General features: G+C 71.1%; 38 protein-coding genes. 4 read left to right on the top strand and 34 right to left on the bottom strand.

The window, feature by feature from the left end:
- Nucleotides 1-150 precede the first annotated feature (150 nt).
- Together moaC and HL054_RS13950 are read left to right on the top strand one after the other, a co-directional pair.
- On the top strand, nt 151-624 hold the full coding sequence (gene moaC, locus HL054_RS13955; protein ID WP_369139594.1) for a cyclic pyranopterin monophosphate synthase MoaC: 474 nt from the start codon (nt 151-153) through the stop codon (nt 622-624).
- Nucleotides 621-1,121, top strand: a complete 501-nt coding sequence (locus tag HL054_RS13950) for a MogA/MoaB family molybdenum cofactor biosynthesis protein (protein ID WP_369139593.1) — start codon at nt 621-623, stop codon at nt 1,119-1,121. The genes moaC and HL054_RS13950 overlap by 4 nt, the downstream gene beginning before the upstream one ends.
- Here HL054_RS13950 and fdhD read toward each other — a convergent pair.
- Nucleotides 1,118-1,948: a formate dehydrogenase accessory sulfurtransferase FdhD gene (gene fdhD, locus HL054_RS13945; protein WP_369139592.1), complete on the bottom strand. Its 831-nt coding sequence runs from the start codon at nt 1,946-1,948 to the stop codon at nt 1,118-1,120. The two genes, HL054_RS13950 and fdhD, sit on opposite strands and share 4 nt — an antisense overlap.
- Before the next feature lie 42 nt (nt 1,949-1,990).
- On the opposite strand from fdhD, the gene mobA reads away from it, so the two are divergent.
- Nucleotides 1,991-2,596 (top strand): molybdenum cofactor guanylyltransferase, encoded by a 606-nt coding sequence (gene mobA, locus HL054_RS13940; protein ID WP_369139591.1) that lies wholly within the window; start codon nt 1,991-1,993, stop codon nt 2,594-2,596.
- A gap of 9 nt (nt 2,597-2,605) precedes the next feature.
- Nucleotides 2,606-3,271, top strand: a complete 666-nt coding sequence (locus HL054_RS13935) for an NAD(P)H-binding protein (protein ID WP_369139590.1) — start codon at nt 2,606-2,608, stop codon at nt 3,269-3,271.
- On the opposite strand, the gene truA is transcribed toward HL054_RS13935, so the two are convergent.
- The 33 genes from truA to tuf form a co-directional block, all read right to left on the bottom strand.
- Nucleotides 3,268-4,113, bottom strand: a complete 846-nt coding sequence (truA, locus tag HL054_RS13930; RefSeq protein ID WP_369139589.1) for a tRNA pseudouridine(38-40) synthase TruA — start codon at nt 4,111-4,113, stop codon at nt 3,268-3,270. The genes HL054_RS13935 and truA overlap by 4 nt on opposite strands.
- Before the next feature lie 28 nt (nt 4,114-4,141).
- On the bottom strand, nt 4,142-4,942 hold the full coding sequence (gene rplQ, locus HL054_RS13925) for a 50S ribosomal protein L17 (protein WP_369139588.1): 801 nt from the start codon (nt 4,940-4,942) through the stop codon (nt 4,142-4,144).
- A 166-nt stretch (nt 4,943-5,108) separates the two neighbouring features.
- Nucleotides 5,109-6,176 carry a DNA-directed RNA polymerase subunit alpha gene (locus tag HL054_RS13920; protein ID WP_369139587.1) on the bottom strand — a complete coding sequence of 356 codons (1,068 nt, stop codon included), beginning with the start codon at nt 6,174-6,176 and terminating at the stop codon, nt 5,109-5,111.
- A 162-nt stretch (nt 6,177-6,338) separates the two neighbouring features.
- Entirely contained in the window at nt 6,339-6,965 is a 627-nt protein-coding gene (gene rpsD / locus HL054_RS13915) for a 30S ribosomal protein S4 (protein WP_369139586.1), read from the bottom strand.
- Nucleotides 6,966-7,000: 35 nt separating this feature from the next.
- The gene (gene rpsK, locus HL054_RS13910; RefSeq protein WP_026844840.1) at nt 7,001-7,408 is read right to left on the bottom strand and encodes a 30S ribosomal protein S11; all 408 of its coding nucleotides are present in this window, start codon (nt 7,406-7,408) and stop codon (nt 7,001-7,003) included.
- A gap of 125 nt (nt 7,409-7,533) precedes the next feature.
- Nucleotides 7,534-7,908 carry a 30S ribosomal protein S13 gene (gene rpsM, locus HL054_RS13905; RefSeq protein WP_026844841.1) on the bottom strand — a complete coding sequence of 125 codons (375 nt, stop codon included), beginning with the start codon at nt 7,906-7,908 and terminating at the stop codon, nt 7,534-7,536.
- A gap of 14 nt (nt 7,909-7,922) precedes the next feature.
- Nucleotides 7,923-8,036: a 50S ribosomal protein L36 gene (gene rpmJ, locus HL054_RS13900; protein WP_014742835.1), complete on the bottom strand. Its 114-nt coding sequence runs from the start codon at nt 8,034-8,036 to the stop codon at nt 7,923-7,925.
- Nucleotides 8,037-8,106: 70 nt separating this feature from the next.
- A complete protein-coding gene (gene infA, locus HL054_RS13895; RefSeq protein WP_012950459.1) occupies nt 8,107-8,328 on the bottom strand; it encodes a translation initiation factor IF-1 in 222 nt (73 codons plus the stop codon).
- A 282-nt stretch (nt 8,329-8,610) separates the two neighbouring features.
- Complete coding sequence (gene map, locus HL054_RS13890; protein ID WP_369139585.1) at nt 8,611-9,414, bottom strand: type I methionyl aminopeptidase; 804 nt, start codon at nt 9,412-9,414, stop codon at nt 8,611-8,613.
- Between the two features lie 81 nt (nt 9,415-9,495).
- The gene (locus HL054_RS13885) at nt 9,496-10,101 is read right to left on the bottom strand and encodes an adenylate kinase (RefSeq protein ID WP_369139584.1); all 606 of its coding nucleotides are present in this window, start codon (nt 10,099-10,101) and stop codon (nt 9,496-9,498) included.
- A complete protein-coding gene (gene secY, locus HL054_RS13880) occupies nt 10,101-11,411 on the bottom strand; it encodes a preprotein translocase subunit SecY (RefSeq protein WP_369139583.1) in 1,311 nt (436 codons plus the stop codon). The genes HL054_RS13885 and secY overlap by 1 nt, the downstream gene beginning before the upstream one ends.
- 143 nt (nt 11,412-11,554) lie before the next feature.
- Nucleotides 11,555-12,001 (bottom strand): 50S ribosomal protein L15, encoded by a 447-nt coding sequence (gene rplO, locus HL054_RS13875; RefSeq protein WP_369139582.1) that lies wholly within the window; start codon nt 11,999-12,001, stop codon nt 11,555-11,557.
- Nucleotides 12,002-12,025: 24 nt separating this feature from the next.
- Nucleotides 12,026-12,208: a 50S ribosomal protein L30 gene (rpmD, locus tag HL054_RS13870; protein WP_369139581.1), complete on the bottom strand. Its 183-nt coding sequence runs from the start codon at nt 12,206-12,208 to the stop codon at nt 12,026-12,028.
- Nucleotide 12,209: 1 nt separating this feature from the next.
- Nucleotides 12,210-12,848, bottom strand: a complete 639-nt coding sequence (gene rpsE, locus HL054_RS13865; RefSeq protein WP_369139580.1) for a 30S ribosomal protein S5 — start codon at nt 12,846-12,848, stop codon at nt 12,210-12,212.
- A gap of 34 nt (nt 12,849-12,882) precedes the next feature.
- On the bottom strand, nt 12,883-13,263 hold the full coding sequence (gene rplR, locus HL054_RS13860; protein ID WP_440347942.1) for a 50S ribosomal protein L18: 381 nt from the start codon (nt 13,261-13,263) through the stop codon (nt 12,883-12,885).
- Nucleotides 13,264-13,298: 35 nt separating this feature from the next.
- Nucleotides 13,299-13,838, bottom strand: a complete 540-nt coding sequence (gene rplF, locus HL054_RS13855; RefSeq protein WP_369139578.1) for a 50S ribosomal protein L6 — start codon at nt 13,836-13,838, stop codon at nt 13,299-13,301.
- A gap of 15 nt (nt 13,839-13,853) precedes the next feature.
- The gene (gene rpsH / locus HL054_RS13850; RefSeq protein WP_369139577.1) at nt 13,854-14,264 is read right to left on the bottom strand and encodes a 30S ribosomal protein S8; all 411 of its coding nucleotides are present in this window, start codon (nt 14,262-14,264) and stop codon (nt 13,854-13,856) included.
- A 175-nt stretch (nt 14,265-14,439) separates the two neighbouring features.
- Complete coding sequence (locus HL054_RS13845; protein ID WP_014742845.1) at nt 14,440-14,625, bottom strand: type Z 30S ribosomal protein S14; 186 nt, start codon at nt 14,623-14,625, stop codon at nt 14,440-14,442.
- 22 nt (nt 14,626-14,647) lie between these two features.
- A complete protein-coding gene (rplE, locus tag HL054_RS13840) occupies nt 14,648-15,232 on the bottom strand; it encodes a 50S ribosomal protein L5 (RefSeq protein WP_369139576.1) in 585 nt (194 codons plus the stop codon).
- A gap of 2 nt (nt 15,233-15,234) precedes the next feature.
- The gene (gene rplX / locus HL054_RS13835; RefSeq protein ID WP_440347941.1) at nt 15,235-15,594 is read right to left on the bottom strand and encodes a 50S ribosomal protein L24; all 360 of its coding nucleotides are present in this window, start codon (nt 15,592-15,594) and stop codon (nt 15,235-15,237) included.
- Nucleotides 15,595-15,596: 2 nt separating this feature from the next.
- Nucleotides 15,597-15,965 (bottom strand): 50S ribosomal protein L14, encoded by a 369-nt coding sequence (gene rplN, locus HL054_RS13830; RefSeq protein WP_026844850.1) that lies wholly within the window; start codon nt 15,963-15,965, stop codon nt 15,597-15,599.
- A 200-nt stretch (nt 15,966-16,165) separates the two neighbouring features.
- Nucleotides 16,166-16,465, bottom strand: a complete 300-nt coding sequence (rpsQ, locus tag HL054_RS13825) for a 30S ribosomal protein S17 (RefSeq protein WP_369139575.1) — start codon at nt 16,463-16,465, stop codon at nt 16,166-16,168.
- The gene (gene rpmC / locus HL054_RS13820) at nt 16,462-16,695 is read right to left on the bottom strand and encodes a 50S ribosomal protein L29 (RefSeq protein WP_091536438.1); all 234 of its coding nucleotides are present in this window, start codon (nt 16,693-16,695) and stop codon (nt 16,462-16,464) included. Before rpmC ends, rpsQ begins: the two co-directional genes overlap by 4 nt.
- On the bottom strand, nt 16,695-17,111 hold the full coding sequence (rplP, locus tag HL054_RS13815) for a 50S ribosomal protein L16 (protein WP_138732904.1): 417 nt from the start codon (nt 17,109-17,111) through the stop codon (nt 16,695-16,697). Before rplP ends, rpmC begins: the two co-directional genes overlap by 1 nt.
- 2 nt (nt 17,112-17,113) lie before the next feature.
- Nucleotides 17,114-18,028: a 30S ribosomal protein S3 gene (gene rpsC, locus HL054_RS13810; RefSeq protein ID WP_369139574.1), complete on the bottom strand. Its 915-nt coding sequence runs from the start codon at nt 18,026-18,028 to the stop codon at nt 17,114-17,116.
- Complete coding sequence (rplV, locus tag HL054_RS13805; protein ID WP_440347940.1) at nt 18,028-18,495, bottom strand: 50S ribosomal protein L22; 468 nt, start codon at nt 18,493-18,495, stop codon at nt 18,028-18,030. The genes rpsC and rplV overlap by 1 nt, the downstream gene beginning before the upstream one ends.
- A gap of 21 nt (nt 18,496-18,516) precedes the next feature.
- Nucleotides 18,517-18,798 carry a 30S ribosomal protein S19 gene (rpsS, locus tag HL054_RS13800; RefSeq protein WP_153359827.1) on the bottom strand — a complete coding sequence of 94 codons (282 nt, stop codon included), beginning with the start codon at nt 18,796-18,798 and terminating at the stop codon, nt 18,517-18,519.
- A gap of 22 nt (nt 18,799-18,820) precedes the next feature.
- A complete protein-coding gene (gene rplB / locus HL054_RS13795; RefSeq protein WP_036334274.1) occupies nt 18,821-19,654 on the bottom strand; it encodes a 50S ribosomal protein L2 in 834 nt (277 codons plus the stop codon).
- Between the two features lie 42 nt (nt 19,655-19,696).
- A complete protein-coding gene (rplW, locus tag HL054_RS13790) occupies nt 19,697-19,999 on the bottom strand; it encodes a 50S ribosomal protein L23 (protein WP_014742856.1) in 303 nt (100 codons plus the stop codon).
- Nucleotides 19,996-20,796 carry a 50S ribosomal protein L4 gene (gene rplD, locus HL054_RS13785; RefSeq protein WP_369139573.1) on the bottom strand — a complete coding sequence of 267 codons (801 nt, stop codon included), beginning with the start codon at nt 20,794-20,796 and terminating at the stop codon, nt 19,996-19,998. The genes rplW and rplD overlap by 4 nt, the downstream gene beginning before the upstream one ends.
- Nucleotides 20,793-21,458, bottom strand: a complete 666-nt coding sequence (gene rplC, locus HL054_RS13780) for a 50S ribosomal protein L3 (protein WP_369139572.1) — start codon at nt 21,456-21,458, stop codon at nt 20,793-20,795. The genes rplD and rplC overlap by 4 nt, the downstream gene beginning before the upstream one ends.
- A gap of 14 nt (nt 21,459-21,472) precedes the next feature.
- Nucleotides 21,473-21,778, bottom strand: a complete 306-nt coding sequence (gene rpsJ / locus HL054_RS13775) for a 30S ribosomal protein S10 (RefSeq protein WP_014742859.1) — start codon at nt 21,776-21,778, stop codon at nt 21,473-21,475.
- 119 nt (nt 21,779-21,897) lie between these two features.
- Nucleotides 21,898-23,091 (bottom strand): elongation factor Tu, encoded by a 1,194-nt coding sequence (tuf, locus tag HL054_RS13770; RefSeq protein ID WP_369139571.1) that lies wholly within the window; start codon nt 23,089-23,091, stop codon nt 21,898-21,900.
- Between the last annotated feature and the right edge of the window lie 33 nt (nt 23,092-23,124).

Genomic DNA, 23,124 nt, shown 5'->3' with positions numbered 1-23,124 from the left:
GCGAGCACCGCAGGGAGCGCCGGCGACCGAGGAGCGGAACGCCGGCCGAGACGAACGGATGTGCACCGTGAGTCGACGCCGGCGCGAGCATCGCAGGGAGCGCCAGCGACCGAGGAGCGGAACGCCGGCCGAGACGAACGGATGTGCACAGTGAGCGATGCCCGCCTGACCCACGTCGACGAGACCGGCGCCGCCCGGATGGTCGACGTCACCGCCAAGACGGTCACCGACCGGGTGGCGACGGCGGCCGGCCGGGTGCTGGTCAGCCCCGAGGTGGTCGCGCTGCTGCGCGGCGCCGGGGTGCCCAAGGGCGACGCGATCGCGGTCGCCCGGATCGCCGGGATCATGGGTGCCAAGCGGACGCCGGACCTCGTCCCGCTCTGCCACCCGATCGCGCTGCACGGGGTGACCGTCGACATCACCGTCGCCGACGACGCCGTGGAGATCACCGCCACCACCCGCACCGCCGACCGCACCGGGGTGGAGATGGAGGCGCTGACCTCGGTCGCCGTTGCGGGGCTCACCGTCATCGACATGGTCAAGGCGGTCGACCCGCGGGCGGTCATCACCGACGTCCGGCTGCTGGCGAAGTCCGGCGGCAAGAAGGGCGACTGGGTCCGATGACCTCCGCCCTGCCGGCCGACGCCCGCGCCGTCGTCGTCACCGCCTCCAACCGGGCCTCCGCCGGGGTCTACCCCGACCGCAGCGGGCAGGCCCTCGCCGAGGGGCTGGCCGACCTCGGCTTCACCGTCGACGGGCCGCACGTCTGCCGCGACGAGGTGGAGTCGCTGGCCGAGGTGCTGCGCGAGGCGGTCGCCTCCGGCGCGGACGTCGTGCTCACCACCGGCGGCACCGGCCTGTCCCCCACCGACGTCACGCCCGAGGCGACCCGCAGCGTGCTCGAGCGGGAGGCCCCCGGCATCGCCGACGCCGTCCGCCGGTACGGCCAGGCCGCGGTGCCGACCTCGGTGCTCTCCCGCGGCATCGCCGGCACCGCCGGCCGGACGCTGATCGTCAACCTGCCCGGCTCCACCGGCGGCGTCCGCGACGGCCTGGCGGTCCTCGGCCCGCTGCTCCCGCACGTGGTCAGCCAGCTCCGCGGCGGCGACCACTCGGCCTAGTCGGGCAGGACCAGCCGCTCGGGGTGGGTGTAGACGTTGCAGCCGTCGCCGCGGAGGAAGCCGATCAGGGTGATGCCGACCTCCTGGGCCAGCTCCACCGCGAGCGAGCTGGGCGCCGAGACCGCCGCGAGCACGGGCACCGCGGCCATCGCCGCCTTCTGCGTCAGCTCGAACGACGAGCGCCCGCTGACCATCAGCACGTGCCCGGCCAGCGGCACCCGGCCCTCGCGGACGGCGTCGCCGACCACCTTGTCCACCGCGTTGTGCCGGCCGACGTCCTCGCGCAGCGCGACCAGCTCGCCGTCGGCGGTGAACAGCCCGGCGGCGTGCAGCCCGCCGGTCTTGTCGAACACCTGCTGGGCCGCCCGCAGCCGGTCGGGCAGCGCGAGCAGCGTCGCCAGGGTCAGCCGGGCGCCGTCCCCGGCCACGTCGTAGGCGGTCTTGGTGCGGATGGCGTCGATGCTCGCCTTGCCGCAGACCCCGCACGAGCTGGTCGTGTAGAAGTTCCGGTCCAGCGCGGTGTCCGGGGCCTCGACGCCGGGCGCGAGGTCGACGTCGACGACGTTGTAGGTGTTGCGCCCCTCGTCGTCCACGGAGTTGCAGTACCGCAGCCCGGCGATGTCGGCGGCCGACCGGATGACCCCCTCGGTGGCCAGGAAGCCGTGCACCAGGTCGAAGTCGTCGCCGGGGGTGCGCATCGTGACGGCCAGCGGCGTGCCCCCCAGCCGGATCTCCAGCGGCTCCTCGGACGCGACGGTGTCCGGACGCCGGGTGTGCACGGACCCTCGGATGCGCAGCACCGGAGTGCGGCTGGTGACTCGACCCACCAGGACGACGGTACTCAGCGTCAGCGCCCTACCGTTCCGGCCATGGACCCGCTCCCGCCCTTCGCCGCGGTCGTGCTGGCCGGGGGGCGGGCGGCCCGGCTGGGTGGGCAGGCCAAGCCGCAGCTGGACGTCGGCGGGCGCAGCATGCTCGACGCCGTGCTCGCCGCCCTGGCCGGCGCCGCCCCCCGGGTCGTCGTCGGGCCGCCCCAGCCGGTGCCCGACGGGGTGCAGCGGGTGCGCGAGGAGCCGCCGGGCGGTGGGCCGGTGCCCGCGCTCGCGGCCGGCATCGCCGCGGTGGGCGGGGCCGGGGTCGTCGCCGTCCTCGCCGCCGACCTGCCGTTCGTGACCGCCGGCCTGGTGACGGCGCTGCGCGAGCGGCTGACCGGTGACGGCGTGCTGGTGGTCGACGACACCGGCCGTGACCAGCTGCTGCTCGGGGTGTGGCGGACCGCGGTGCTGCGGGACGCGCTGGCCGGGGCCCGGCCGCACACGCCGCTGCGCGCGGTGCTGTCCCCGCTCGCGGTGCGCCGGTACCGCCCGCCGGTGCTCCCCGGTGTGCCGGCACCGTGGACCGACTGCGACACCCCCGCCGAGCTGGCCCGCGCCCGCGCGGCCGCCGCCCGACTGCCCGGCCCGGTCACGGGGTAGGCGGGGAGCATGCGCGTCGTCATCGCAGGAGCCCACGGTCAGATCGCCCGTCGCCTCGGCCGGCTGCTCAGCAGCCGCGGGGACACCGTCGCCGGCATCATCCGCAACCCCGACCAGCAGGCCGACCTCGAGGCCGACGGCGTCGAGCCGGTGGTGCTGGACCTCGAGCAGTCGTCGCTGGACGACGTCACCGCGGTGGTCACCGGCGCCGACGCGGTGGTCTTCGCCGCCGGCGGCGGGCCGGGCAGCGGGGTCGCCCGCAAGGACACCGTCGACCGGGGTGCTGCGGTGCTCCTCGCCGACGCGGCCGCGGCCGCCGGCGTCCGCCCCTACCTGCTGGTCTCCTCGATCGGCGTCGAGCAGGTCGCCGGCGGGGCCACGCCGGAGGGGATGGACGAGGTCTTCGTCGCCTACCTGCGGGCGAAGCTGGCCGCGGAGGAGCACGTGCTGTCCCGCGAGGGCCTGGCGCCGATGGTCGTCCGCCCCGGCGGCCTCACCGACGACCCGGGCACCGGCCGGGTGCGGCTGGAGCACACCAGCGACAGCGGGCAGGTGCCCCGGGACGACGTGGCCGCGGTGCTGCTGGCCCTGCTCGACGACCCGAAGGACGGGCTGGTCGTCGAGCTGCTCGCCGGGGACACCCCGGTCACCGACGCGGTCGCCGCGCTGCCCTAGGACCGCCTGGCGCGGGTGACCAGGGCCCGGGCGGCGAGCTCGTCGTCCGGCGGGTAGTCGACCCGGACCAGGGTGAGCCCGCCGGCCGGCGCCACCGGCACGTCGTCGGCCCGGGACGTCCTGGTCAGCAGCGACGCCGGCCACCCCGCCGGACGGCGCCCCTCCCCCACCGCGGTGAGCGCGCCGACGAGGCTGCGCACCATGGAGTGGCAGAAGGCGTCGGCCGAGGCGCGGACCTCGACCACGTCACCGTCCCGGGCCACGTCCAGCTCCAGCAGGGTGCGGATGGTCGTCGCGCCCTCGCGACGGCGGCAGTAGGCGGCGAAGTCCTGCTGGCCGAGCAGCAGGGCGGCGGCGACCCGCATCGGGGGGACGTCGAGCCGCCGCGCCCAGGCGGCGGTGTCGGCGCGGCGCAGCGGCGGCGGTCCCGCGTCGGCGTCGCTCAGCCGGTAGACGTAGTGGCGGGCCAGGGCGCCGAAGCGGGCGTCGAACGCCGCCGGGACGGCGCGGGCACCGGTGACGGCCACGTCCGGCGCCAGGACGCCGCGGAGCCGGCGCAGCAGCCGCCCATCGTGCGCGGCGAACAGCTCGGCCGGCAGGTCGGTGTGCGCGACCTGGCCGGTGGCGTGCACGCCGGCGTCGGTGCGCCCAGCGACGGTGAGGTCGACGTCGTGCCGCAGCACGGTCGACAGCGCGAGCTCCAGTTCGCCCTGGACGGTGCGCAGCCCGGGCTGGCGCGCCCAGCCGTGCAGCGCCGTCCCGTCGTAGGAGATCTCGAGGCGGACGCGGACGAGCCCGCCACCGGTGGCGGTGGCGGGCTCGTCGACGTGCGGGTGCTCCACGGAGCGGACCGTCAGGAGACGGTCGAGGTCACTTGGGGTCGACCTCGGGCTCGCCGCCGGGGGCCTGGACACCCGCGGTCGCGGCGTCGCTCAGCTCGGCGGCCTCGACCTCGGCGGCAGCCGCGGCAGCCACGTCGGGCGAGAGGGTCGGGTCGTCGACGACGGCCAGGTTCTCCGAGCGCGGCTCCGGGGTGACGTCGCCGTCGTCCTGGCGCTCACCGTCGGGGTTGTAGACGTCGGTGACGACCTGCTCGGCCTCCTCGAGGCCCTCGGCGTCGGCGACCACGGCGGGGCTGGTGTCCCCGCCCGGGCCGGTGGTGACGTCCTCGTCGACCAGGCCGGGCTCGGCCGTGTCGGCGTTGACCTCGCCGGAGGCTGCGGAGGCACCGGCGCCCACGGCGGAGGACCCGGTACCCGCGAAGCGGGTGCCACGGGCGCGCTCGGCCTCGCCGACGGCCTCCTGGGCCACCGTCAGGGCCTCGACGAGCTCTATGACGGCCATCGGCGCGTTGTCGCCCTTGCGGGGACCGACCTTGGTGATCCGCGTGTAGCCACCGGGGCGGTTCTCGTAGCGCGGGCCGATCTCGGCGAACAGGTGGTGGACGACGTCCTTGTCGCGGATGACCGTCATCACCTGCCGACGGGCGTGCAGGTCACCGCGCTTGGCGAAGGTGACGAGCTTCTCGGCGTACGGGCGCAGCCGCTTGGCCTTGGTCTCGGTGGTGGTGATCCGCCCGTGCTCGAACAGCGAGGTGGCCAGGTTGGCCAGCATCAGCCGCTCGTGCGCGGGGGACCCGCCGAGACGGGGGCCCTTGGTGGGGGTGGGCATGTCGGTCCTTCCTCAGGCGGCCGGGCGGGCGGTTGCCGGCTGCGTCGTCCATCGCGGTGCTTCGTCGAGCTGGCCACCGTGGGATGGCCGACGTGCGGGGTGTCGGGTGCCGGCGCGGCCGGCGGGGTCTCCCCCACCGGCCGGCTCGGCGAGCCCGAGCAGCCTGTTACAGCTGCTCGGTCTCCTGGAACGCGGTCTCGTCGTACTGGGCCGGGTCACCGTAGGTGGCGTCGCCCTGGTAGGCGTCGGTCTCGTAGCCCTCGTCGTAGCTCTCCACCGAGGTGGGGACGAACCCGGGCGGGCTGTCCTTGAGCGCGAGGCCCATTGCCGCGAGCTTCAGCTTGACCTCGTCGATCGACTTGGCACCGAAGTTGCGGATGTCGAGCAGGTCGGCCTCCGAGCGGGTGACGAGCTCCCCGACGGTGTGCACGCCCTCGCGCTTGAGGCAGTTGTAGGACCGGACGGTGAGGTCCATGTCCTCGATCGGCATCGAGAAGTTCGCGATGTCGGCGGCCTCGGCCGGGCTGGGCCCGACCTCGATGCCCTCGGCGTCGACGTTCAGCTCGCGCAGCAGGCCGAACAGCTCGACCAGGGTCGAACCGGCACTGGCGATGGCGTCGCGGGGCTCCATCGACGGCTTGGTCTCGACGTCGACCACGAGGCGGTCGAAGTCGGTGCGCTGCTCGACGCGGGTGGCCTCGACGGCGTAGGTCACCTTGAGCACCGGGGAGTAGATCGAGTCGACGGGGATGCGACCGATCTCCTGGCCGGGCTGCTTGTTCTGGGTGGCCGGCACGTAGCCGCGGCCGCGCTCGACGACCAGCTCGATCTCGAGCCGGCCCTTCGCGTTCAGCGTCGCGATGTGCAGGTCGGGGTTGTGCACCTCGACACCGGCCGGGGGCGCGATGTCGGCGGCGGTGACCTCACCGGGGCCCTGCTTGCGCAGGTACATGGTGACCGGCTCGTCGGAGTCGGAGCTGACCACGAGGCCCTTGAGGTTCAGGATGATCTCGGTGACGTCCTCCTTGACGCCCGGCACGGTGGTGAACTCGTGCAGGGTGCCCTCGATGCGGATGCTGGTGACAGCAGCGCCGGGGATCGAGGACAGCAGGGTGCGACGCAGCGAGTTGCCGAGGGTGTAACCGAAGCCCGGCTCCAGCGGCTCGATGACGAACCGCGAGCGCTGGGCGTCGATGGTCTCCTCGGTGAGGGTCGGACGCTGTGCGATGAGCATGGTGGTTCTCCTTCGTGTCCTCCGGCACCCGCCATATGACGCCGTGAGGGGGGTGGTGCCGGCGGGGCGGACATCGGTCCACCCGCCCCGCCGTGGAGCGGCCCCCTTGCCGGGTCCCGCGCCGCGCGGAGCGTGGCGTGGGGGGCAAGGGGGTCCTTCTGCCTACTTGGAGTAGAGCTCCACGATCAGCTGCTCCTGGACCGGGGTGTCGATCACCTGACGGGCCGGGATGTTGTGCACCAGGACGCGCAGCTGCGTGCTGATGACCTCGAGCCACGGCGGCACCGGGCGGGAGCCGGCCTTGGCCTGCGCGAGCTGGAACGGGACCATCTCGGTGGACTTCGCGGCCACCTCGACGATGTCGTTCGCGGTCACGCGGTACGAGGGGATGTCCACCTTGCGGCCGTTGACCTTGATGTGGCCGTGGCGCACGAGCTGGCGCGACATGTCGCGGGACTCGGCGAAGCCGGCCCGGTACACGACGTTGTCCAGGCGCGACTCGAGGATCTGCAGCAGGACCTCACCGGTCTTGCCCGACTTCTTGTTGGCCTCTTCGTAGTAGCCGCGGAACTGCTTCTCCAGGACGCCGTAGATGCGGCGGGCCTTCTGCTTCTCGCGCAGCTGGAGGAGGTACTCGCTGTCCTTGGTGCGGCCACGGCCGTGCTCGCCCGGCGGGTAGGGCCGGATCTCGATCGGGCACTTCGGGGACTCGCACTTGCTGCCCTTGAGGAAGAGCTTCATCTTCTCGCGCCGGCAGAGGCGGCAATCGGCTCCGGTGTAACGGGCCACGTCAAATACTCCTGTTTCGTCTCGTCAAGGACCGGTCAGACCCGGCGGCGCTTCTTGGGCCGGCAGCCGTTGTGCGGCTGCGGCGTCACGTCCTGGATCTGCCCGACCTCGAGGCCGGTGGCCTGCAGGGAGCGGATCGCGGTCTCCCGACCAGAACCCGGGCCCTTCACGAAGACGTCGACCTTGCGCATCCCGTGCTCCTGGGCCTTGCGCGCGGCGTTCTCGGCAGCCATCTGCGCCGCGAACGGCGTGGACTTGCGCGAGCCCTTGAACCCGACGTGGCCGGCCGAGGCCCAGCTGATCACGTTGCCCGTGGGGTCGGTGATCGACACGATCGTGTTGTTGAAGGTGCTCTTGATGTGCGCCGCGCCGTGAGCGACGTTCTTCTTCTCCTTGCGGCGCACCTTCTTGGTGCCAGCTGCCGCGCGAGCCCTGGGAGGCATCTCTCTCCGGTCTGAGTCTGTGTTCGTGGCCTGGGTGGTGCAGGGGTGCGCGTCGATGCGCGCTGGCGCTCCGCCGGTCCGGCCCTCTCGGACTCGATGGGCAGCGGGGCGCCGTCGTGCTCAGGTCAGCGGGCCTTCTTCTTGCCCGCGATGGTCTTGCGCGGGCCCTTGCTCGAGCGCGCGTTCGTCTTGGTGCGCTGCCCGTGCACGGGCAGGCCGCGACGGTGGCGGATGCCCTGGTAGCAGCCGATCTCCACCTTGCGGCGGATGTCGGCGGCCACCTCGCGGCGCAGGTCGCCCTCGACGCGGAAGTGCTCGTCGATGTAGTCGCGCAGCTTGAGGAGGTCCTCGTCGGACAGGTCCTTGGCACGCAGGTCCGGGCTGACGCCCGTCGCGGCCAGGGTCGCCTTGGCCGAGGTCGGCCCGATCCCGTAGATGTAAGTGAGTGCGATCTCCATCCGCTTCTCGCGGGGGAGGTCGACGCCAGCCAGACGTGCCATGTTCAGGTACTCCCTCAGCCCTGGCGCTGCTTGTGCCGGGCGTTCTCGCAGATGACCATGACCCGGCCGTGCCGGCGGATCACCTTGCACTTGTCACAGATCTTCTTCACCGACGGCTGGACCTTCACCGGTGCCGCCCTCATTCCTGTAGTTCGTGGCCGGCCCCGGGCGTCCGCGAGGACGCCGAGCCGGCGGGGGTCACTTGTAGCGGTAGACGATGCGGCCGCGGGTCAGGTCGTAGGGCGACAGCTCCACGACCACGCGGTCCTCGGGCAGGATGCGGATGTAGTGCTGCCGCATCTTGCCGCTGATGTGGGCGAGCACCCGGTGCCCGTTCTGCAGTTCGACTCGGAACATCGCGTTGGGCAGTGGTTCGACGACACGACCCTCGACCTCGATGGCCCCGTCCTTCTTCGCCACGCCTACACGGCCTCCTCGTTCGATCGACCTGCATGCGCCCGTGCCGGATCCGGCAGGGCGGTGGTACTGGGGGTCAGCACTGGGACAGTGCTCGATGCGGTGGTGCGGGCGATCTCGCAGAGGGCGCCCGGCTCCCTGCGGCCACAGCAGGACGACGGACGACGCGAACGCCAACGGCCACTGTACTCCCAGGAGCCCCCGCACTCCAACCCGGCCCTGGTGAGCGCCACCACGACGTCCGCAGCGCGGTCCGGGGTCCCGGCGTGCCGCCGGGCGCTGCCGTCAGGGGTGGGCGCGGACGCCGAACGGGGCGAGGCCCGCGAGGCCGCCGTCCTCGGCGGTGAGCACCCACGGCCCCTCGGGGGTGATCGCCACGGTGTGCTCGAAGTGCGCGGCCCGCGACCCGTCCTTGGTCACGACGGTCCAGCCGTCGTCGAGCTCGGCGGTCGCCGGGTCCCCGACGGTGACCATCGGCTCGATGGCGAGCACCAGCCCGGGCACCAGCTTCGGCCCGCGGCCGGCCCGGCCGTAGTTGAGCACGTGCGGGTCCTGGTGCATCTCGGTGCCGATGCCGTGGCCGCCGTAGTGGTCGACGATGCCGTACGGGTGCGCGTGCGCGGTGATCGACTCCTCGACGGCGTGGCTGATGTCGGTCAGCCGCCCGCCGGCGACGGCCCGGGCCAGCCCGGCCCACATCGACCGCTCGGTCACCTCGAGCAGCGCGGCGTCCTCAGGGCTGGGCTCCCCCACGGTCACCGTGACCGCGGAGTCGCTGTGCCAGCCGTCGAGGACGGCGCCGCAGTCGATGGAGATGTTGTCGCCCTCGGCGAGCACGCGGTCGGCAGCCGGGATGCCGTGCACGACCTCGTCGTTGACCGACGCGCAGATCGTGCCGGTGAAGCCGTGGTAACCGAGGAAGTTCGGCACCGCGCCGTGGGCTCGGATGTGGGCCTCGGCGATCGCGTCGAGCTCACCGGTGCTCACCCCGGGGCGGACGGCCGCCTTCACCGCGGCGATCGCGCCGGCGGTGACGAGCCCGGAGGCACGCATCAGCTCGATCTCGTGTGCGGTCTTGATCTGGATCATGCGTCCACTCCACTTCGCCAGCAGCGGCAGCCGGCCCAGCAGGGCGGCTCCGCGTTCGCCGTGCACCGTGACCCCGCGGTCTCAGTCCTCGGTGGGACGGTCGTCGTCCGCGGCACCGAGGGCCTCGAGCGCCCGCCGGGTGACCTCGTCGATCTCGCCGATCGCGTCGATCCGGGTCAGCTGACCGGCCTGCTCGTAGAACCCCGACAGCGGCGCCGTCTGTTCCCGGTAGACCTCCAGCCGGTGCCGGACGGTCTCGGGCTTGTCGTCGTCGCGCTGGACCCAGGCGCCGTCGACGAGCATGCGCCGGCCGGAGAGCCGGCGGACCAGCTCGTCCTCGTCGACGACGAGCTCGAGGCACCGGTCCAGCGAGTGGCCCATCTCGGCCAGCGAGTCACGCAGCTGCTCGGCCTGGGCGATCGTCCGCGGGAACCCGTCGAGCAGGAAGCCGGCCTTGGCGTCCGGGTCGGCCAGCCGGTCGGAGACCATCGCCACGGTGATCGCGTCGGGGACGAGGTCCCCGGCGTCCATGTAGGTCTTCGCCTTCTGGCCCAGCTCGGTCTGCCCGCTGACGTTCGCGCGGAAGATGTCGCCGGTGGAGATCGCGGGCACCCCGAGCCGGCCGGCGATGATCTGCGCCTGGGTCCCCTTGCCCGCTCCGGGGGGGCCCAGCAGGACGATGCGCACTAGCGGAGGAACCCTTCGTAGCTGCGCTGGTTGAGCTGCGTCTCGATCTGCTTCACCGTCTCCAAGCCCACTCCCACCATGATCAGCACCGCGGTCCCGCCGAACGGGAAGTTCTGGTTCTGCCCCTCCTGCGTGACGGACAGGAACAGGTTGGGCAGCACGGCCACCAGACCCAGGTAGATGGCGCCCGGGAGGGTGATCCGGGACAGCACGTACTGCAGGTACTCGGCGGTGGGACGGCCGGGGCGGATGCCGGGGATGAAGCCGCCGTAGCGCTTCATGTCGTCGGCCCGCTCCTCCGGGTTGAACGTGATCGACACGTAGAAGTACGTGAAGAAGACGATCAGCGCGAAGTACACCGCGATGTGCACCGGGCTGCTCTGGTTGACCACGTAGTTCTCGAAGAACCGGCGGACGGGGCCGGTCGAGTCGCCCTGCAGCTGGGTGATCAGCTGCGGCAGGTACAGCAGCGACGAGGCGAAGATGACCGGGATGACGCCGGCCTGGTTGACCTTCAGCGGCAGGTAGGTCGACGTCCCGCCGTACATCCGGCGGCCGACCATGCGCTTGGCGTACTGCACCGGGATGCGGCGCTGGGCCTGTTCGACGTAGACCACCGAGGCGATGATCAGCACCGCGAGCACGCAGATGAGGGCGAAGACGAAGCCGCCGCGGCTCTGCAGGATGGCGCCGCCCTCGGCCGGGATGCGGGCCGCGATCGAGGTGAAGATCAGCACGGACATGCCGTTGCCGATCCCCTTCTCGGTCAGCAGCTCGCCCAGCCACATGATGACGGCGGTGCCGGCGGTCAGCGTGACGACCAGGACGACCGTGGTCCACACCGAGTCCGACGGGATGATCTCCTGCTGGCAGTTCGGGAACAGCTGCCCGCTGCGGGCCAGCGCGATGATGCCGGTGCTCTGCAGCACGGCGAGCGCGATCGTGAGGTAGCGGGTGTACTGGGTCAGCTTCGCCTGACCCGACTGCCCTTCCTTCTTCAGCTGCTCGAACCGCGGGATCACCACGACCAGCAGCTGGACGATGATGCTCGCGGTGATGTACGGCATGATGCCGAGCGCGAACACCGACAGCCGCAGCAGCGCCCCGCCGGAGAACAGGTTCACCAGCGAGTAGACGTCGCGCTGGTCGGAGGCGTTGGCCTGGTCGAGGCAGCTGTTGATCGCCTCGATCGAGACGCCGGGGCCGGGCACGCTGGCGCCCAGCCGGTAGACGGCGATCAGCGCCAGGGAGAACAACAGCTTGCGCCGGAGGTCTGGCGTCCGGAACGCCGCGGCGAACGCCTGCAGCACGTGCCCTCCCCGAGTTGGTCGGTCGACATTAGCAAGACGCGGCCCGGCGGTCTCAGAGGCCGCCGGGCCGCGTCAGGTGCCAGGTGGTCCCTGGCGTCCACCCCCCGGGCCCACGCCGGGCGCGGGCGGGGGGTGGTCCTAGCTCAGAGCTGGGTGGTCGAGCCCCCGGCAGCGCCGATCTTCTCCTCGGCGGAGCGGGAGAAGGCGTGCGCCTGCACGTCGACCTTCACCGCGCCGAGCTCGCCGGTCCCGAGGACCTTGACCGGGTGGCCACGCCGGACGGCGCCGGCGTCGGCCAGCGTGTCCGGGTCGATGCGGCCGCCCTGCGGGAACAGCGAGGCGATCCGGTCCAGGTTCACGACCTGGAAGACCACCTTGTTGTTGTTGGTGAAGCCCGAGAGCTTCGGCAGCCGCATGTGCAGCGGCGTCTGGCCGCCCTCGAAGCGGGCCGAGACCTGCACGCGGGCGCCGGAGCCCTTGGTACCGCGACCAGCCGTCTTGCCGCGCTTGCCGCCCTCACCGCGACCCACCCGGGTCTTCTTGGTGTGGGCGCCGGGAGCCGGACGCAGGTGATGCACCTTGAGAGTCATGTCAGTGTTCCTCCTCGCCCAGTCTCAGACGATCTCTTCGACGGTGACCAGGTGCGGCACCGTCGCGACCATCCCGCGGATCTCGGGACGGTCCTCCTTGACGACCGAGTCGTGGAGCCGCTTCAGCCCGAGCGAACGCAGCGTCTGGCGCTGGTTCGGCTTCGTGCCGATGGCCGACCTGGTCTGGGTGACCTTCAGCTGAGCCATCTCAGACCCCCTGACCGGCCCGCGCGCGCAGCATGGCGGCCGGGGCGACGTCCTCCAGGGGCAGACCGCGGCGAGCCGCGATCTCCTCGGGACGGACGAGGTCCTTGAGCGCCTGCATGGTCGCGTGGACGATGTTGATCGGGTTCGAGGAGCCGAGGCTCTTCGAGAGGATGTCGTGGATCCCCGCGCACTCCAGGACGGCGCGCACCGGACCACCGGCGATGACGCCGGTACCCGGGCTGGCCGGCTTGAGCAGCACGACGCCGGCCGCCGCCTCACCCTGCACGGGGTGCGGGATGGTGCTGGCGATGCGGGGCACCTTGTAGAAGTGCTTCTTGGCCTCCTCGACGCCCTTGGCGATGGCCGCGGGCACCTCCTTGGCCTTGCCGTAGCCGACGCCGACCATGCCGTCGCCGTCACCCACGATCACCAGCGCGGTGAAGCTGAAGCGCCGACCGCCCTTGACGACCTTGGACACGCGGTTGATCGCCACCACGCGCTCGATGAACTGGCTCTTCTCGGCGGGCCCGCCGGGGCCGCGGCCGCCGTCACGACGGTCACGGCGGTCGTTGCCGCCGCCGGCGTTACCGGGGCCACCCGTCCCGCCGGCGCCACCGCCGCGTCGCTGTGGTCCTGGCATCAGACGTCCCTCTCGATCTCGTTCATGGTGGTCATCAGAAGTCCAGCCCGCCCTCGCGGGCGCCGTCCGCCACGGCGGCGATGCGCCCGGCGTACCGGTTGCCGCCCCGGTCGAACACGACCGCGGCGATGCCGGCGGCCTTGGCGCGCTCGGCGACCAGGGCACCGACCTGGCGGGCGAGGGCGGACTTGTCGCCCTCGGCGCCCTTCAGGCTGGCGTCCATGGTCGACGCGCTGGCCAGGGTACGGCCCACGGTGTCGTCGACGACCTGGACGTGGATGTGCCGGGAGCTGCGCTTGACGACCATGCGCGGACGCTCCGGCGTGCCACCCACCCGCTTGCGCAGGCGGTTGTGACGGCGCAGCCGCGAGACGCGGCGCGCAGTGCTGACGTCGGTGCCGACGGGCTTGTGCACCCGTGCACCCTTCTCGGTCTTGGCTGCCTGTGCCATCACTTGCCCGTCTTCCCGACCTTGCGCTTGACGACCTCGCCCTGGTACCGCACGCCCTTGCCCTTGTACGGGTCGGGCTTGCGGATCTTGCGGATCTTGGCGGAGACCTCACCGACCTGCTGCTTGTCGATGCCGCTCACCCGCAGGCGGGTCGGCGCCTCGACGGTGAAGGAGATCCCCTCGGGGGCCTTCACGATGACGGGGTGGCTGAAGCCGAGGGCGAACTCGAGGTCCGACCCGCGGGCCTGCACGCGGTAGCCCACGCCGACGATCTCCAGGGTCTTGTCGTAGCCCTGGGTGACGCCGGTGATCATGTTGGCGATGAGGCTGCGGGAGAGGCCGTGCAGGGCACGGCTCTCGCGCGCGTCGTCGGGCCGCTGCACCAGCAGCGTGCCCTCCTCACCGCGCTCGACGGTGATGGGAGCGGCCACCGTGTGGCTGAGCTTCCCCTTCGGGCCGGAGACGTTGACCGTGCGACCGTCGATCGCTACGTCCACACCGCTCGGCACCGGAATCGGGAGTCGTCCGATCCGTGACATGTCTGCTCGCTCCTCTTACCAGACGTAGGCGAGGACTTCCCCACCCACGCCCTTCTTGTTCGCCTGCTTGTCGGTCAGCAGCCCGGTGGAGGTGGAGATGATCGCCACCCCGAGACCGCCGAGGACCTTGGGCAGGGAGGTCGACTTCGCGTACACGCGCAGGCCGGGCTTGGACACCCGTCGGACGCCGGCGATGCTGCGCTCGCGGTTCGGGCCGTACTTGAGGGTGACCACGAGCTCCTTGCGGACGTGGCCGTCCACCTCGACGTCGTTCACGGTCCAGCCGCCGATGTAACCCTCCTTCTGGAGGATCTCGGCGATGTGGGTCTTGAGCTTCGACGACGGCATGGCAGCTGCGTCGTGGTACGCCTGGTTGGCGTTCCGCAGCCGCGTGAGCATGTCCGCGATCGGGTCGGTCATCGTCATGTGTCGGTGTTGCCTCTCTCACCGCGGTTCCGCACGCGCTGGGTCACGTGGACTTGGCGCAGGGCCTACGGCGATCGGTGGTGCATCGGTGGGTGGTGACGTGCTGGTCCGGGCCTGGACCCGGGGTGGCCCCGGTGCCGCCGACGACGTGTGTCGCGGGTGGCACCGGGGTCCTTCACCAGCTGGACTTGGTCACGCCGGGCAGCTCGCCGGCGTGCGCCATCTCGCGGACGCAGATCCGGCACAGGCCGAACTTGCGGAAGACGGCGTGCGGACGCCCGCAGCGCTGGCAGCGGGTGTAACCCCGCACCTTGAACTTGGGCGTGCGAGCCGCCTTGTTGACAAGAGCCTTCTTGGCCATCTCTGGGTCTCCTCGCCCGCGCTCAGCGGGTCGCGTTCACGACGGTCTGGCCGGCGAAGGGGAAGCCGAGCAGGCTGAGCAGCTCGCGACCCTCCTCGTCGGTGGTGGCGGTGGTCACCAGGGTGATGTCCATGCCGCGCGGCCGGTCGATCTTGTCGACGTCGATCTCGCGGAACATCGACTGCTCGGTCAGACCGAACGTGTAGTTGCCGTGCCCGTCGAACTGCTTCGGGCTCAGACCACGGAAGTCACGGATGCGGGGCAGGGCCAGCGACAGCAGCCGGTCCAGGAACTCCCACATCCGGTCGCCGCGGAGGGTGACCTTCGCGCCGATCGGCATGCCCTCGCGCAGCTTGAACTGCGCGATGGACTTGCGGGCGCGGACGACGGCGGGCTTCTGGCCGGTGATGGCGGTGAGGTCGCGGACCGCGCCGTCCATCAGCTTGGCGTCACGGGTGGCCTCGCCGACGCCCATGTTGACGACGATCTTGACCAGGCCGGGGATCTGCATGACGTTCGGGTAGCCGAACTCCGACTGCAGCGCCGGCGCGATCTCCTCGCGGTAACGGGCCAGCATGCGGGGCAGCTCGCGGGTGGGTGCGCTCATGGTCAGAGGTCCTTACCGGTGCGCCGCGAGACCCGGATGCTGCGGCCTTCCTCGTCCTTGCGGTAACCGACCCGGGTCGGCTTGTCCTCGGAGTCGATGACCATCACGTTGCTCACGTGGACGGCGGCCTCCTGGGTGACGATGCCGCCCGACTGGGCACCGCGCTGGCTGGTGCTGATCCGGGTGTGCTTCTTCACCCGGCCGATGCCCTCGACGAGGACCTTCTGGGTCTTGGGGAAGGCGGCGATGACGCGGCCCTTCGCACCTCTGTCCTTGCCGGACAGGACGACGACCTGGTCGCCCTTCTTGACCTTCATGGACGGGGTCTTCCCGCTCTGCACCTGCTTGGCCGGCCGAGCCATGGTCACAACACCTCCGGGGCGAGCGAGATGATCCGCATGAAGCGCTTGTCGCGGAGCTCCCGGCCCACGGGGCCGAAGATGCGCGTGCCGCGCGGGTCGCCGCTGTCGCGGATGATGACCGCGGCGTTCTCGTCGAAGCGGATGTAGGAACCGTCGGGACGCCGACGCTCCTTGACCGTGCGGACGATGACGGCCTTGACCACGTCGCCCTTCTTCACGCCGGCGCCGGGCAGCGCGTCCTTGACGGTGGCGACGATGACGTCACCGATGCCCGCGTAGCGCCGCCCCGACCCGCCGAGCACGCGGATGCACAAGATCTCCTTGGCCCCGGTGTTGTCGGCGACTCGCAGTCGCGACTCCTGCTGGATCACTTCCTGCTCCTGAATCTCTGTGGCGACAGCCGGACCGGATCGGTGAACCGGCTGTCCGGTGCCCACGTGCGGACGCACCGGCAGCAGAGCCGCCGGTGCGTCCGAGCACGGGAACCGGGATGCGGCGCGCACCCAGGGGGCGCGCCAGTGGTCCAGGGTACTCCTGGACCACCGGCCTCGGGAGGCCGGTGCCGAACTGCTTACTTGGCCTTCTCGACGACCGACACCAGGCGCCAGCGCTTGGTGGCGGAGAGCGGGCGCGTCTCCATGATCTGCACCCGGTCGCCGATGCCGGCGGTGTTGTCCTCGTCGTGCGCCTTGAGCTTGCTCGTGCGGCGCAGGACCTTGCCGTACAGGCCGTGCTTCACGCGGTCCTCGACCTCGACCACGATCGTCTTGTGCATCTTGTCGCTGACCACGAGGCCCTCACGGACCTTGCGGTAGCCACGGCCGGCAAGACCCGGGCCGCTGGCGGTCTGCGTCAGCTCGCTCTCGCTCATGCCACACCCTCGTTCGGGGCGACCGAGAGACCCAGCTCGCGCTCGCGCATGATCGTGTAGATCCGGGCGATGTCACGGCGGACGGTCTGCAGTCGCCGGTTGTTGTCCAGCTGGCCGGTGGCCACCTGGAACCGCAGGTTGAACAGCTCTTCGCGCGACTCACGCAGCCGGGTGGCCAGTTCGTCGGCGGACAGCTCGCGCAGCTCGGGCGCGGACAGGCCGGCGGCCATCACACCTCTCCTTCGCGAGTGATGAAGCGGCACTTCATGGGCAGCTTGTGGATCGCGCGGCGCATGGCCTCGCGGGCCACGGGCTCGGCCACACCGGACAGCTCGAACATGATCCGGCCCGGCTTGACGTTGGCCACCCACCACTCCGGCGAGCCCTTGCCCGAGCCCATGCGGGTCTCGGCCGGCTTCTTGGTCAGCGGACGGTCGGGGTAGATCGAGATCCACACCTTGCCGCCACGCTTGATGTGGCGGGTCATGGCGATACGGGCGGACTCGATCTGGCGGTTCGTGACGTACGCGGGCTCGAGGGCCTGGATCGCGTAGTCACCGAAGTTGATCGCGGTGCCGCCCTTGGCAGCACCCGAGCGGCTCGGGTGGTGCTGCTTGCGGTGCTTGACCCGACGGGGGATCAGCATGATCAGGCCTCCGTGTTCTCGGCACCGGCGGCCTGGGCCGTCGCGGTGCCCTCGGCGCCGACGGCCTCGCCGACGCTCTGCTCGGGAGCGGCCTCACCGGAGGTGGCCGCCACGGCAGCTGCCGTGGCGTCCTCCACCGGACCGGCCGGGACCTCTGCCGCGGCGCGACCGGCCTCGGTCCCACCGGCGGTGGTGCCGGTCGAACCCGACCGGCGCTGCGGGCGCTGGGCCCGCTCACGGCGCTGCTGACGCTGGGCGAGGGCCTCGAGGGCCTCCCGCTCGGCGCGCGAGCCGCTGGCGTCGCCCTTGTAGATCCAGACCTTCACGCCGATGCGGCCGAAGGTCGTGCGGGCCTCGTAGATGCCGTAGTCGATGTTCGCGCGGAGCGTGTGCAGGGGCACCCGGCCCTCGCGGTAGAACTCCGACCGGCTCATCTCCGTGCCGCCGAGGCGACCGGAGCACTGCACCCGGATGCCCTTGACCTGCGGGCTGCGCTGCGCGGACTGCATCGCCTTGCGCATGGCCCGGCGGAAGCTGACCCGGCTGGAGAGCTGCTCGGCGACGCCCTGGGCGACCAGCTGCGCGTCCGACTCGGGGTTCTTGACCTCGAGGATGTTCAGCTGCACCTGCTTGCCGGTGAGCTTCTCCAGCTCGCCGCGGATGCGGTCGGCCTCGGCGCCGCGGCGGCCGATGACGATGCCCGGGCGCGCGGTGTGGATGTCGACACGGACCCGGTCACGGGTGCGCTCGATCTCGACCTTCGAGATGCCGGCGCGCTCCATGCCCTTGCCCATGAGCTTGCGGATGGCCACGTCTTCCTTGACGTAGTCGGCGTACAGCTTGTCCGCGTACCACCGGGACTTGTAGTCGGTGGTGATGCCGAGCCGGAACCCGTGCGGGTTGACCTTCTGACCCACTAGCGGGTCCCTCCCCTCGTGTTGCTCTTCTGCTGCTGGGTGGCGGGGCCGGACTGACCGGTGTCCCGACGTGCCTTGCGCGACCGCTGCGCGAGCTCCGCGCTGGTGGTCACCTCGCTCACCTCGACGGTGATGTGGCTGGTCCGCTTGTTGATGCGGAACGCCCGGCCCTGCGCACGCGGACGGATCCGCTTGAGCGTGGGGCCCTCGTCGACGTAGGCGGCCGAGACGACGAGCGCTGCCGGGTCCAACTGCAGGTTGTGCTCTGCGTTGGCGACGGCGCTCGCGACGACCTTGGCGACCGGCTCGCTCGCGCTCTGCGGCGCGAAGCGCAGCAGGGCGAGTGCCTCGTCGGTCGGCAGGTAGCGGATCAGGTCCACCACTCGGCGTGCCTTCATGGGGGTGACGCGGACGAACCGGGCCGTGGCCCGGGCGACCGGCGTCTCCTGTCCCAACTGGGAAGTCATCAGACTCTCTTCTCTACCTGGTCAGCCGCGCCGCGACCGGCGGTCGTCCTTGACGTGCCCACGGAAGGTGCGCGTGGGCGCGAACTCGCCGAGCTTGTGCCCGACCATCGCCTCGGTGACGAACACCGGGACGTGCTTGCGGCCGTCGTGCACGGCGATCGTGTGCCCGAGCATGTCGGGGATGATCGTCGAGCGACGCGACCAGGTGCGGATGACGTTCTTGGTGCCCTTGTCGTTCTGGGCGTCCACCTTGGCGAGCAGGTGGTCGTCGACGAACGGGCCCTTCTTCAGGCTGCGTGGCATGTCTGTCGGCTCCTCTACCCGCTCAGCGCTTCTTGTTGGTGCGCCGGCGGCGCACGATCAGGGCGTCACTGGCCTTCCGCTTGCGCGTCCGGCCCTCCGGCTTGCCCTTCGGGTTGACCGGGTGCCGGCCACCGGAGGTCTTGCCCTCACCACCACCGTGCGGGTGGTCGACCGGGTTCATGGCGACACCGCGGACGGTCGGGCGCTTGCCCTTCCACCGCATCCGGCCGGCCTTGCCCCAGTTGATGTTGGACTGCTCGGCGTTGCCGACCTCGCCGATGGTGGCGCGGCAGCGGACGTCGACGTTGCGGATCTCGCCGGACGGCATGCGCAGCTGGGCGAAGCGGCCCTCGCGGGCCACCAGCTGGACGCTGGTGCCGGCCGAGCGGGCGATCTTCGCGCCGCCACCGGGCCGCAGCTCGATGGCGTGGATGACCGTACCGACCGGGATGTTGCGCAGCGGCAGGTTGTTGCCCGGCTTGATGTCGGCCGCGGGGCCGCACTCGACGGTGTCGCCCTGCTTCAGCTTCGCCGGGGCGATGATGTAGCGCTTCTCCCCGTCAGCGAAGTGCAGCAGCGCGATGCGCGAGGTGCGGTTCGGGTCGTACTCGATGTGCGCGACCTTGGCCGGCACGCCGTCCTTGTCCGCCCGGCGGAAGTCGATCAGCCGGTAGGCGCGCTTGTGCCCGCCGCCCTGGTGGCGCGCGGTGACGCGGCCGTGGACGTTGCGTCCACCGCGGCCGTGCAGCGGCCGGACCAGCGACTTCTCGGGGTGGTCGCGGGTGACCTCGGCGAAGTCGGCGACGGACGAGCCGCGGCGGCCCGGCGTCGTCGGCTTGTACTTACGGATGGCCATGGTTCCTCAGAGTCCTCTGGTCCGATCGGTGGTCCGGGGCCGTCAGGCGCCCGGGCCCCCGAAGAGCTCGATGCGGTCGCCGGGAGCCACGGAGACGATGGCGCGCTTGGTGTCCTTGCGCTTGCCCATCACGGCGCCCTTGGAGCGCTTCCGCTTGCCCTGACGGTTGATCGTGTTGACGGCGAGGACCTTCACGTTGAAGACCTGCTGCACAGCGATCTTGATCTGCGTCTTGTTGGCGTCGGGCCGGACGATGAACGTGTACTTGTTCTCGTCCAGGAGCCCGTAGCTCTTCTCCGAGATGACCGGGGACAGCAGGACGTCCCGGGGGTCGCGGACGCTCATGCCTTCTCCTCAGTGGTGTCCTCGGTGGTCGCCCCGTCAGCAGGCAGGACGATCGAGGGAGCGGACTCCTCGACCTCGGTGGTGCTGAGGTCGGGCAGCTCGGCCGAGCTGGCCTCGCCGGTGGCACCCGCGCCGGGGCCGGAGACGAACTCGGCCAGCGCGGTCTCGGTGAAGACGACCTCGTCGGCCACCAGCACGTCGTAGGTGTTGAGCTGGCCGGCCTCGATCAGGTGGACCCGCGGCACGTTGCGCAGGCTCACCCAGTTGAGGACGTCGTCCCGGTCGAGGACGACCAGCACGCGCTTGGCGGCGGTGACGGCGTCCAGGACCTTGATGGCGGCCTTGGTCGACGGGGCATCGCCCTCGACGAAGGCGCTGACCACGTGGACGCGGTCCTCGCGGGCCCGGTCGGACAGGGCGCCACGGAGCGCGGCGGCCTTCATCTTCTTGGGGGTCTTCTGGTCGTAGCTGCGCGGCTGCGGCCCGTGCGAGACGCCACCGCCGGCGAACTGCGGCGCACGCAGCGAACCCTGACGGGCGCGGCCGGTGCCCTTCTGCCGGTAGGGCTTGGCGCCCGTACCGCTGACCTGCGCCCGCGTCTTGGTCGAGTGCGTGCCCTGGCGGGCCGCAGCCAGCTGGGCCACGACGACCTGGTGCATCAGCGAGACGTTGGCGTTGGCGTCGAAGAGGTCTCCGGGCAGCGTCACGCTGCCGGTGGTCTCACCGGACGGGGTCCGGACGGAGACCTCACGGTCGGTCCGCGACTGCGCCTTCTGGGCGGCGATCGACTGGCTCACTTGGTGTCACTCCCCACGGGGCCGCCCTTGACCGCGGAACGGACGAGCAGCAGCCCGCCGCGCGGGCCGGGAACGGCGCCCTTGATCAGCACGAGGCCCTTCTCGGCGTCGACCGCGTGCACCTTCAGCGACAGGGTGGTCGTGGTGGCCACGCCCATCCGGCCGGCCATGCGCATGCCCTTGAAGACACGACCCGGGGTCGAGGCCCCGCCGATCGAGCCCGGCGCGCGGTGCTTGCGGTGGGTGCCGTGTCCAGCGCCGAGGCCCTTGAAGCCGTGACGCTTCATGACACCGGCGGTGCCCTTGCCCTTGCTGGTGCCGATGACGTCGACCTTGGTCACGCCCTCGAACACGTCGGTGGTCAGCTCCTGGCCGACCGTGTAGTCGCCGGCGTCCTCGGTGCGCAGCTCGACCACGTGCCGCCGGGGGGTGACGCCCGCCTTGGCGAAGTGCCCGCCTTCGGGCTTGTTCACCTTGCGGGGGTCGATCGCCCCGAACCCGAGCTGGACGGCGGAGTAGCCGTCCTTCTCCGGGGTGCGGACCTGGGTGACCACGCACGGGCCCGCCTTGACGACGGTCACCGGCACGATGCGGTTGTTCTCGTCGAAGACCTGGGTCATCCCCAGCTTCTCGCCGAGGAGACCACGGAATGTGCTCGCCATGTCTGGAACAGCCCTTACTGGATGTTGACGTCGACGGACGCCGGCAGGTCGATGCGCATGAGCGCGTCGACGGTCTTCGGCGTCGGGTCGAGGATGTCGATGAGCCGCTTGTGGGTGCGCATCTCGAAGTGCTCGCGCGAGTCCTTGTACTTGTGCGGCGAACGGATGACGCAGTAGACGTTCTTCTCCGTCGGCAGCGGCACCGGGCCGACGACGCGCGCTCCGGTCTTCGTCACCGTGTCCACGATGCGCCGCGCCGAGGCATCGATCGCCTCGTGGTCGTAGGCCTTCAGCCGGATGCGGATCTTCTGTCCCGCCATCGGTGTCTTCGCTCCTGCCGATCGGTTGTGAAAGTTCAGATGGGTCTGCTGACCCGGGGTCGGCTCTCCCGACCCGGCTGACGGGCGGCGGCCTGGTGAGGCCGCCGCCCGTCAGGGTGTCACTTGTTGATCTTGACGACCCGGCCGGCGCCGACGGTGCGGCCACCCTCACGGATCGCGAAGCGCAGGCCTTCCTCCATGGCGATGGGCTGGATCAGCTCCACCGTCATCTCGGTGTTGTCGCCGGGCATGACCATCTCGGTGCCGGCAGGCAGCGTGACGACGCCGGTGACGTCCGTGGTGCGGAAGTAGAACTGCGGGCGGTAGTTGTTGAAGAACGGCGTGTGCCGGCCACCCTCGTCCTTCGAGAGGATGTAGACCGAGCCCTCGAAGTTCGTGTGCGGGGTGATCGAACCCGGCTTCACGACGACCTGGCCGCGCTCGACGTCCTCGCGCTTGATGCCGCGCAGCAGCAGACCGACGTTGTCACCGGCCTGGCCCTGGTCGAGCAGCTTGCGGAACATCTCGACGCCGGTGACCGTGGTCTTCGACGAGGTCGGGCGGATGCCGACGATCTCGATCTCCTCGGAGACCTTGACGATGCCGCGCTCCACGCGACCGGTGACGACGGTGCCGCGACCGGTGATGGTGAAGACGTCCTCGACGGGCATGAGGAACGGCTTGTCGATCTCACGCTCGGGCTCGGGGATGGCCGAGTCGACGGCGTCCATGAGCTCCATGAGCTTGTCGGCCCACTCGGCGTCGCCCTCGAGGGCCTTCAGCGCGGACACGCGGACCACGGGGAGGTCGTCGCCCGGGAACTCGTACTCGCTGAGCAGCTCGCGGACCTCGAGCTCGACGAGCTCGAGGATCTCCTCGTCGTCGACCATGTCGGACTTGTTGAGCGCCACGACGATGTAGGGGACGCCGACCTGGCGGGCCAGGAGGACGTGCTCCTTGGTCTGCGGCATCGGGCCGTCGGTCGCCGCAACCACCAGGATCGCGCCGTCCATCTGCGCGGCACCGGTGATCATGTTCTTGATGTAGTCGGCGTGCCCGGGGCAGTCGACGTGCGCGTAGTGGCGGTTCTCGGTCTGGTACTCGACGTGGGCGATCGAGATCGTGATGCCGCGGGCCTTCTCCTCGGGCGCCTTGTCGATCTGGTCGAACGCGGACGCCTCGTTGAGGTTCGGGTACTTGTCGTGCAAGACCTTGGTGATCGCCGCGGTCAGCGTCGTCTTACCGTGGTCGATGTGCCCGATGGTGCCGATGTTGACGTGCGGCTTGGTCCGCTCGAACTTGGCCTTGGCCACTGGGATCCTCTCTCCGTGTCTTTTCGCAGTCGT

The organism is Modestobacter versicolor (assembly GCF_041028285.1).
GTDB lineage: Bacteria > Actinomycetota > Actinomycetes > Mycobacteriales > Geodermatophilaceae > Modestobacter > Modestobacter versicolor_A.
This window is presented reverse-complemented; position numbering and strand designations above follow the sequence as displayed.

Coding starts and splice junctions, on each gene's coding strand:
- rplP (WP_138732904.1), bottom strand. CDS start 17,111: ATGCTGATCCCCCGTCGGGTCAAGCACCGCAAGCAGCACCACCCGAGC.
- rplB (WP_036334274.1), bottom strand. CDS start 19,654: ATGGCCATCCGTAAGTACAAGCCGACGACGCCGGGCCGCCGCGGCTCG.
- rplF (WP_369139578.1), bottom strand. CDS start 13,838: ATGTCACGGATCGGACGACTCCCGATTCCGGTGCCGAGCGGTGTGGAC.
- rplO (WP_369139582.1), bottom strand. CDS start 12,001: ATGACTCTCAAGGTGCATCACCTGCGTCCGGCTCCCGGCGCCCACACC.
- map (WP_369139585.1), bottom strand. CDS start 9,414: ATGATCCAGATCAAGACCGCACACGAGATCGAGCTGATGCGTGCCTCC.
- rplV (WP_440347940.1), bottom strand. CDS start 18,495: ATGACTTCCCAGTTGGGACAGGAGACGCCGGTCGCCCGGGCCACGGCC.
- rpmC (WP_091536438.1), bottom strand. CDS start 16,695: ATGGCCGCCGGCCTGTCCGCGCCCGAGCTGCGCGAGCTGTCCGCCGAC.
- rplE (WP_369139576.1), bottom strand. CDS start 15,232: ATGAGCGCACCCACCCGCGAGCTGCCCCGCATGCTGGCCCGTTACCGC.
- HL054_RS13845 (WP_014742845.1), bottom strand. CDS start 14,625: ATGGCCAAGAAGGCTCTTGTCAACAAGGCGGCTCGCACGCCCAAGTTC.
- HL054_RS13920 (WP_369139587.1), bottom strand. CDS start 6,176: ATGCTCATCGCACAGCGTCCGACCCTCACCGAGGAGACCATCGACGCC.
- rpmD (WP_369139581.1), bottom strand. CDS start 12,208: ATGGCTCAGCTGAAGGTCACCCAGACCAGGTCGGCCATCGGCACGAAG.
- rplW (WP_014742856.1), bottom strand. CDS start 19,999: ATGAGCGTCCGCGACCCCCGGGACGTCCTGCTGTCCCCGGTCATCTCG.
- rpsQ (WP_369139575.1), bottom strand. CDS start 16,465: ATGAGCGAGAGCGAGCTGACGCAGACCGCCAGCGGCCCGGGTCTTGCC.
- mobA (WP_369139591.1), top strand. CDS start 1,991: ATGGACCCGCTCCCGCCCTTCGCCGCGGTCGTGCTGGCCGGGGGGCGG.
- HL054_RS13950 (WP_369139593.1), top strand. CDS start 621: ATGACCTCCGCCCTGCCGGCCGACGCCCGCGCCGTCGTCGTCACCGCC.
- rpsM (WP_026844841.1), bottom strand. CDS start 7,908: ATGGCACGTCTGGCTGGCGTCGACCTCCCCCGCGAGAAGCGGATGGAG.
- rplX (WP_440347941.1), bottom strand. CDS start 15,594: ATGGCTCGGCCGGCCAAGCAGGTGCAGAGCGGGAAGACCCCGTCCATG.
- rplC (WP_369139572.1), bottom strand. CDS start 21,458: ATGGCGAGCACATTCCGTGGTCTCCTCGGCGAGAAGCTGGGGATGACC.
- rplQ (WP_369139588.1), bottom strand. CDS start 4,942: ATGCCCACCCCCACCAAGGGCCCCCGTCTCGGCGGGTCCCCCGCGCAC.
- rpsJ (WP_014742859.1), bottom strand. CDS start 21,778: ATGGCGGGACAGAAGATCCGCATCCGGCTGAAGGCCTACGACCACGAG.
- rpsH (WP_369139577.1), bottom strand. CDS start 14,264: ATGACGATGACCGACCCGATCGCGGACATGCTCACGCGGCTGCGGAAC.
- rpsK (WP_026844840.1), bottom strand. CDS start 7,408: ATGCCTCCCAGGGCTCGCGCGGCAGCTGGCACCAAGAAGGTGCGCCGC.
- rpsS (WP_153359827.1), bottom strand. CDS start 18,798: ATGCCACGCAGCCTGAAGAAGGGCCCGTTCGTCGACGACCACCTGCTC.
- rpsE (WP_369139580.1), bottom strand. CDS start 12,848: ATGCCAGGACCACAGCGACGCGGCGGTGGCGCCGGCGGGACGGGTGGC.
- HL054_RS13935 (WP_369139590.1), top strand. CDS start 2,606: ATGCGCGTCGTCATCGCAGGAGCCCACGGTCAGATCGCCCGTCGCCTC.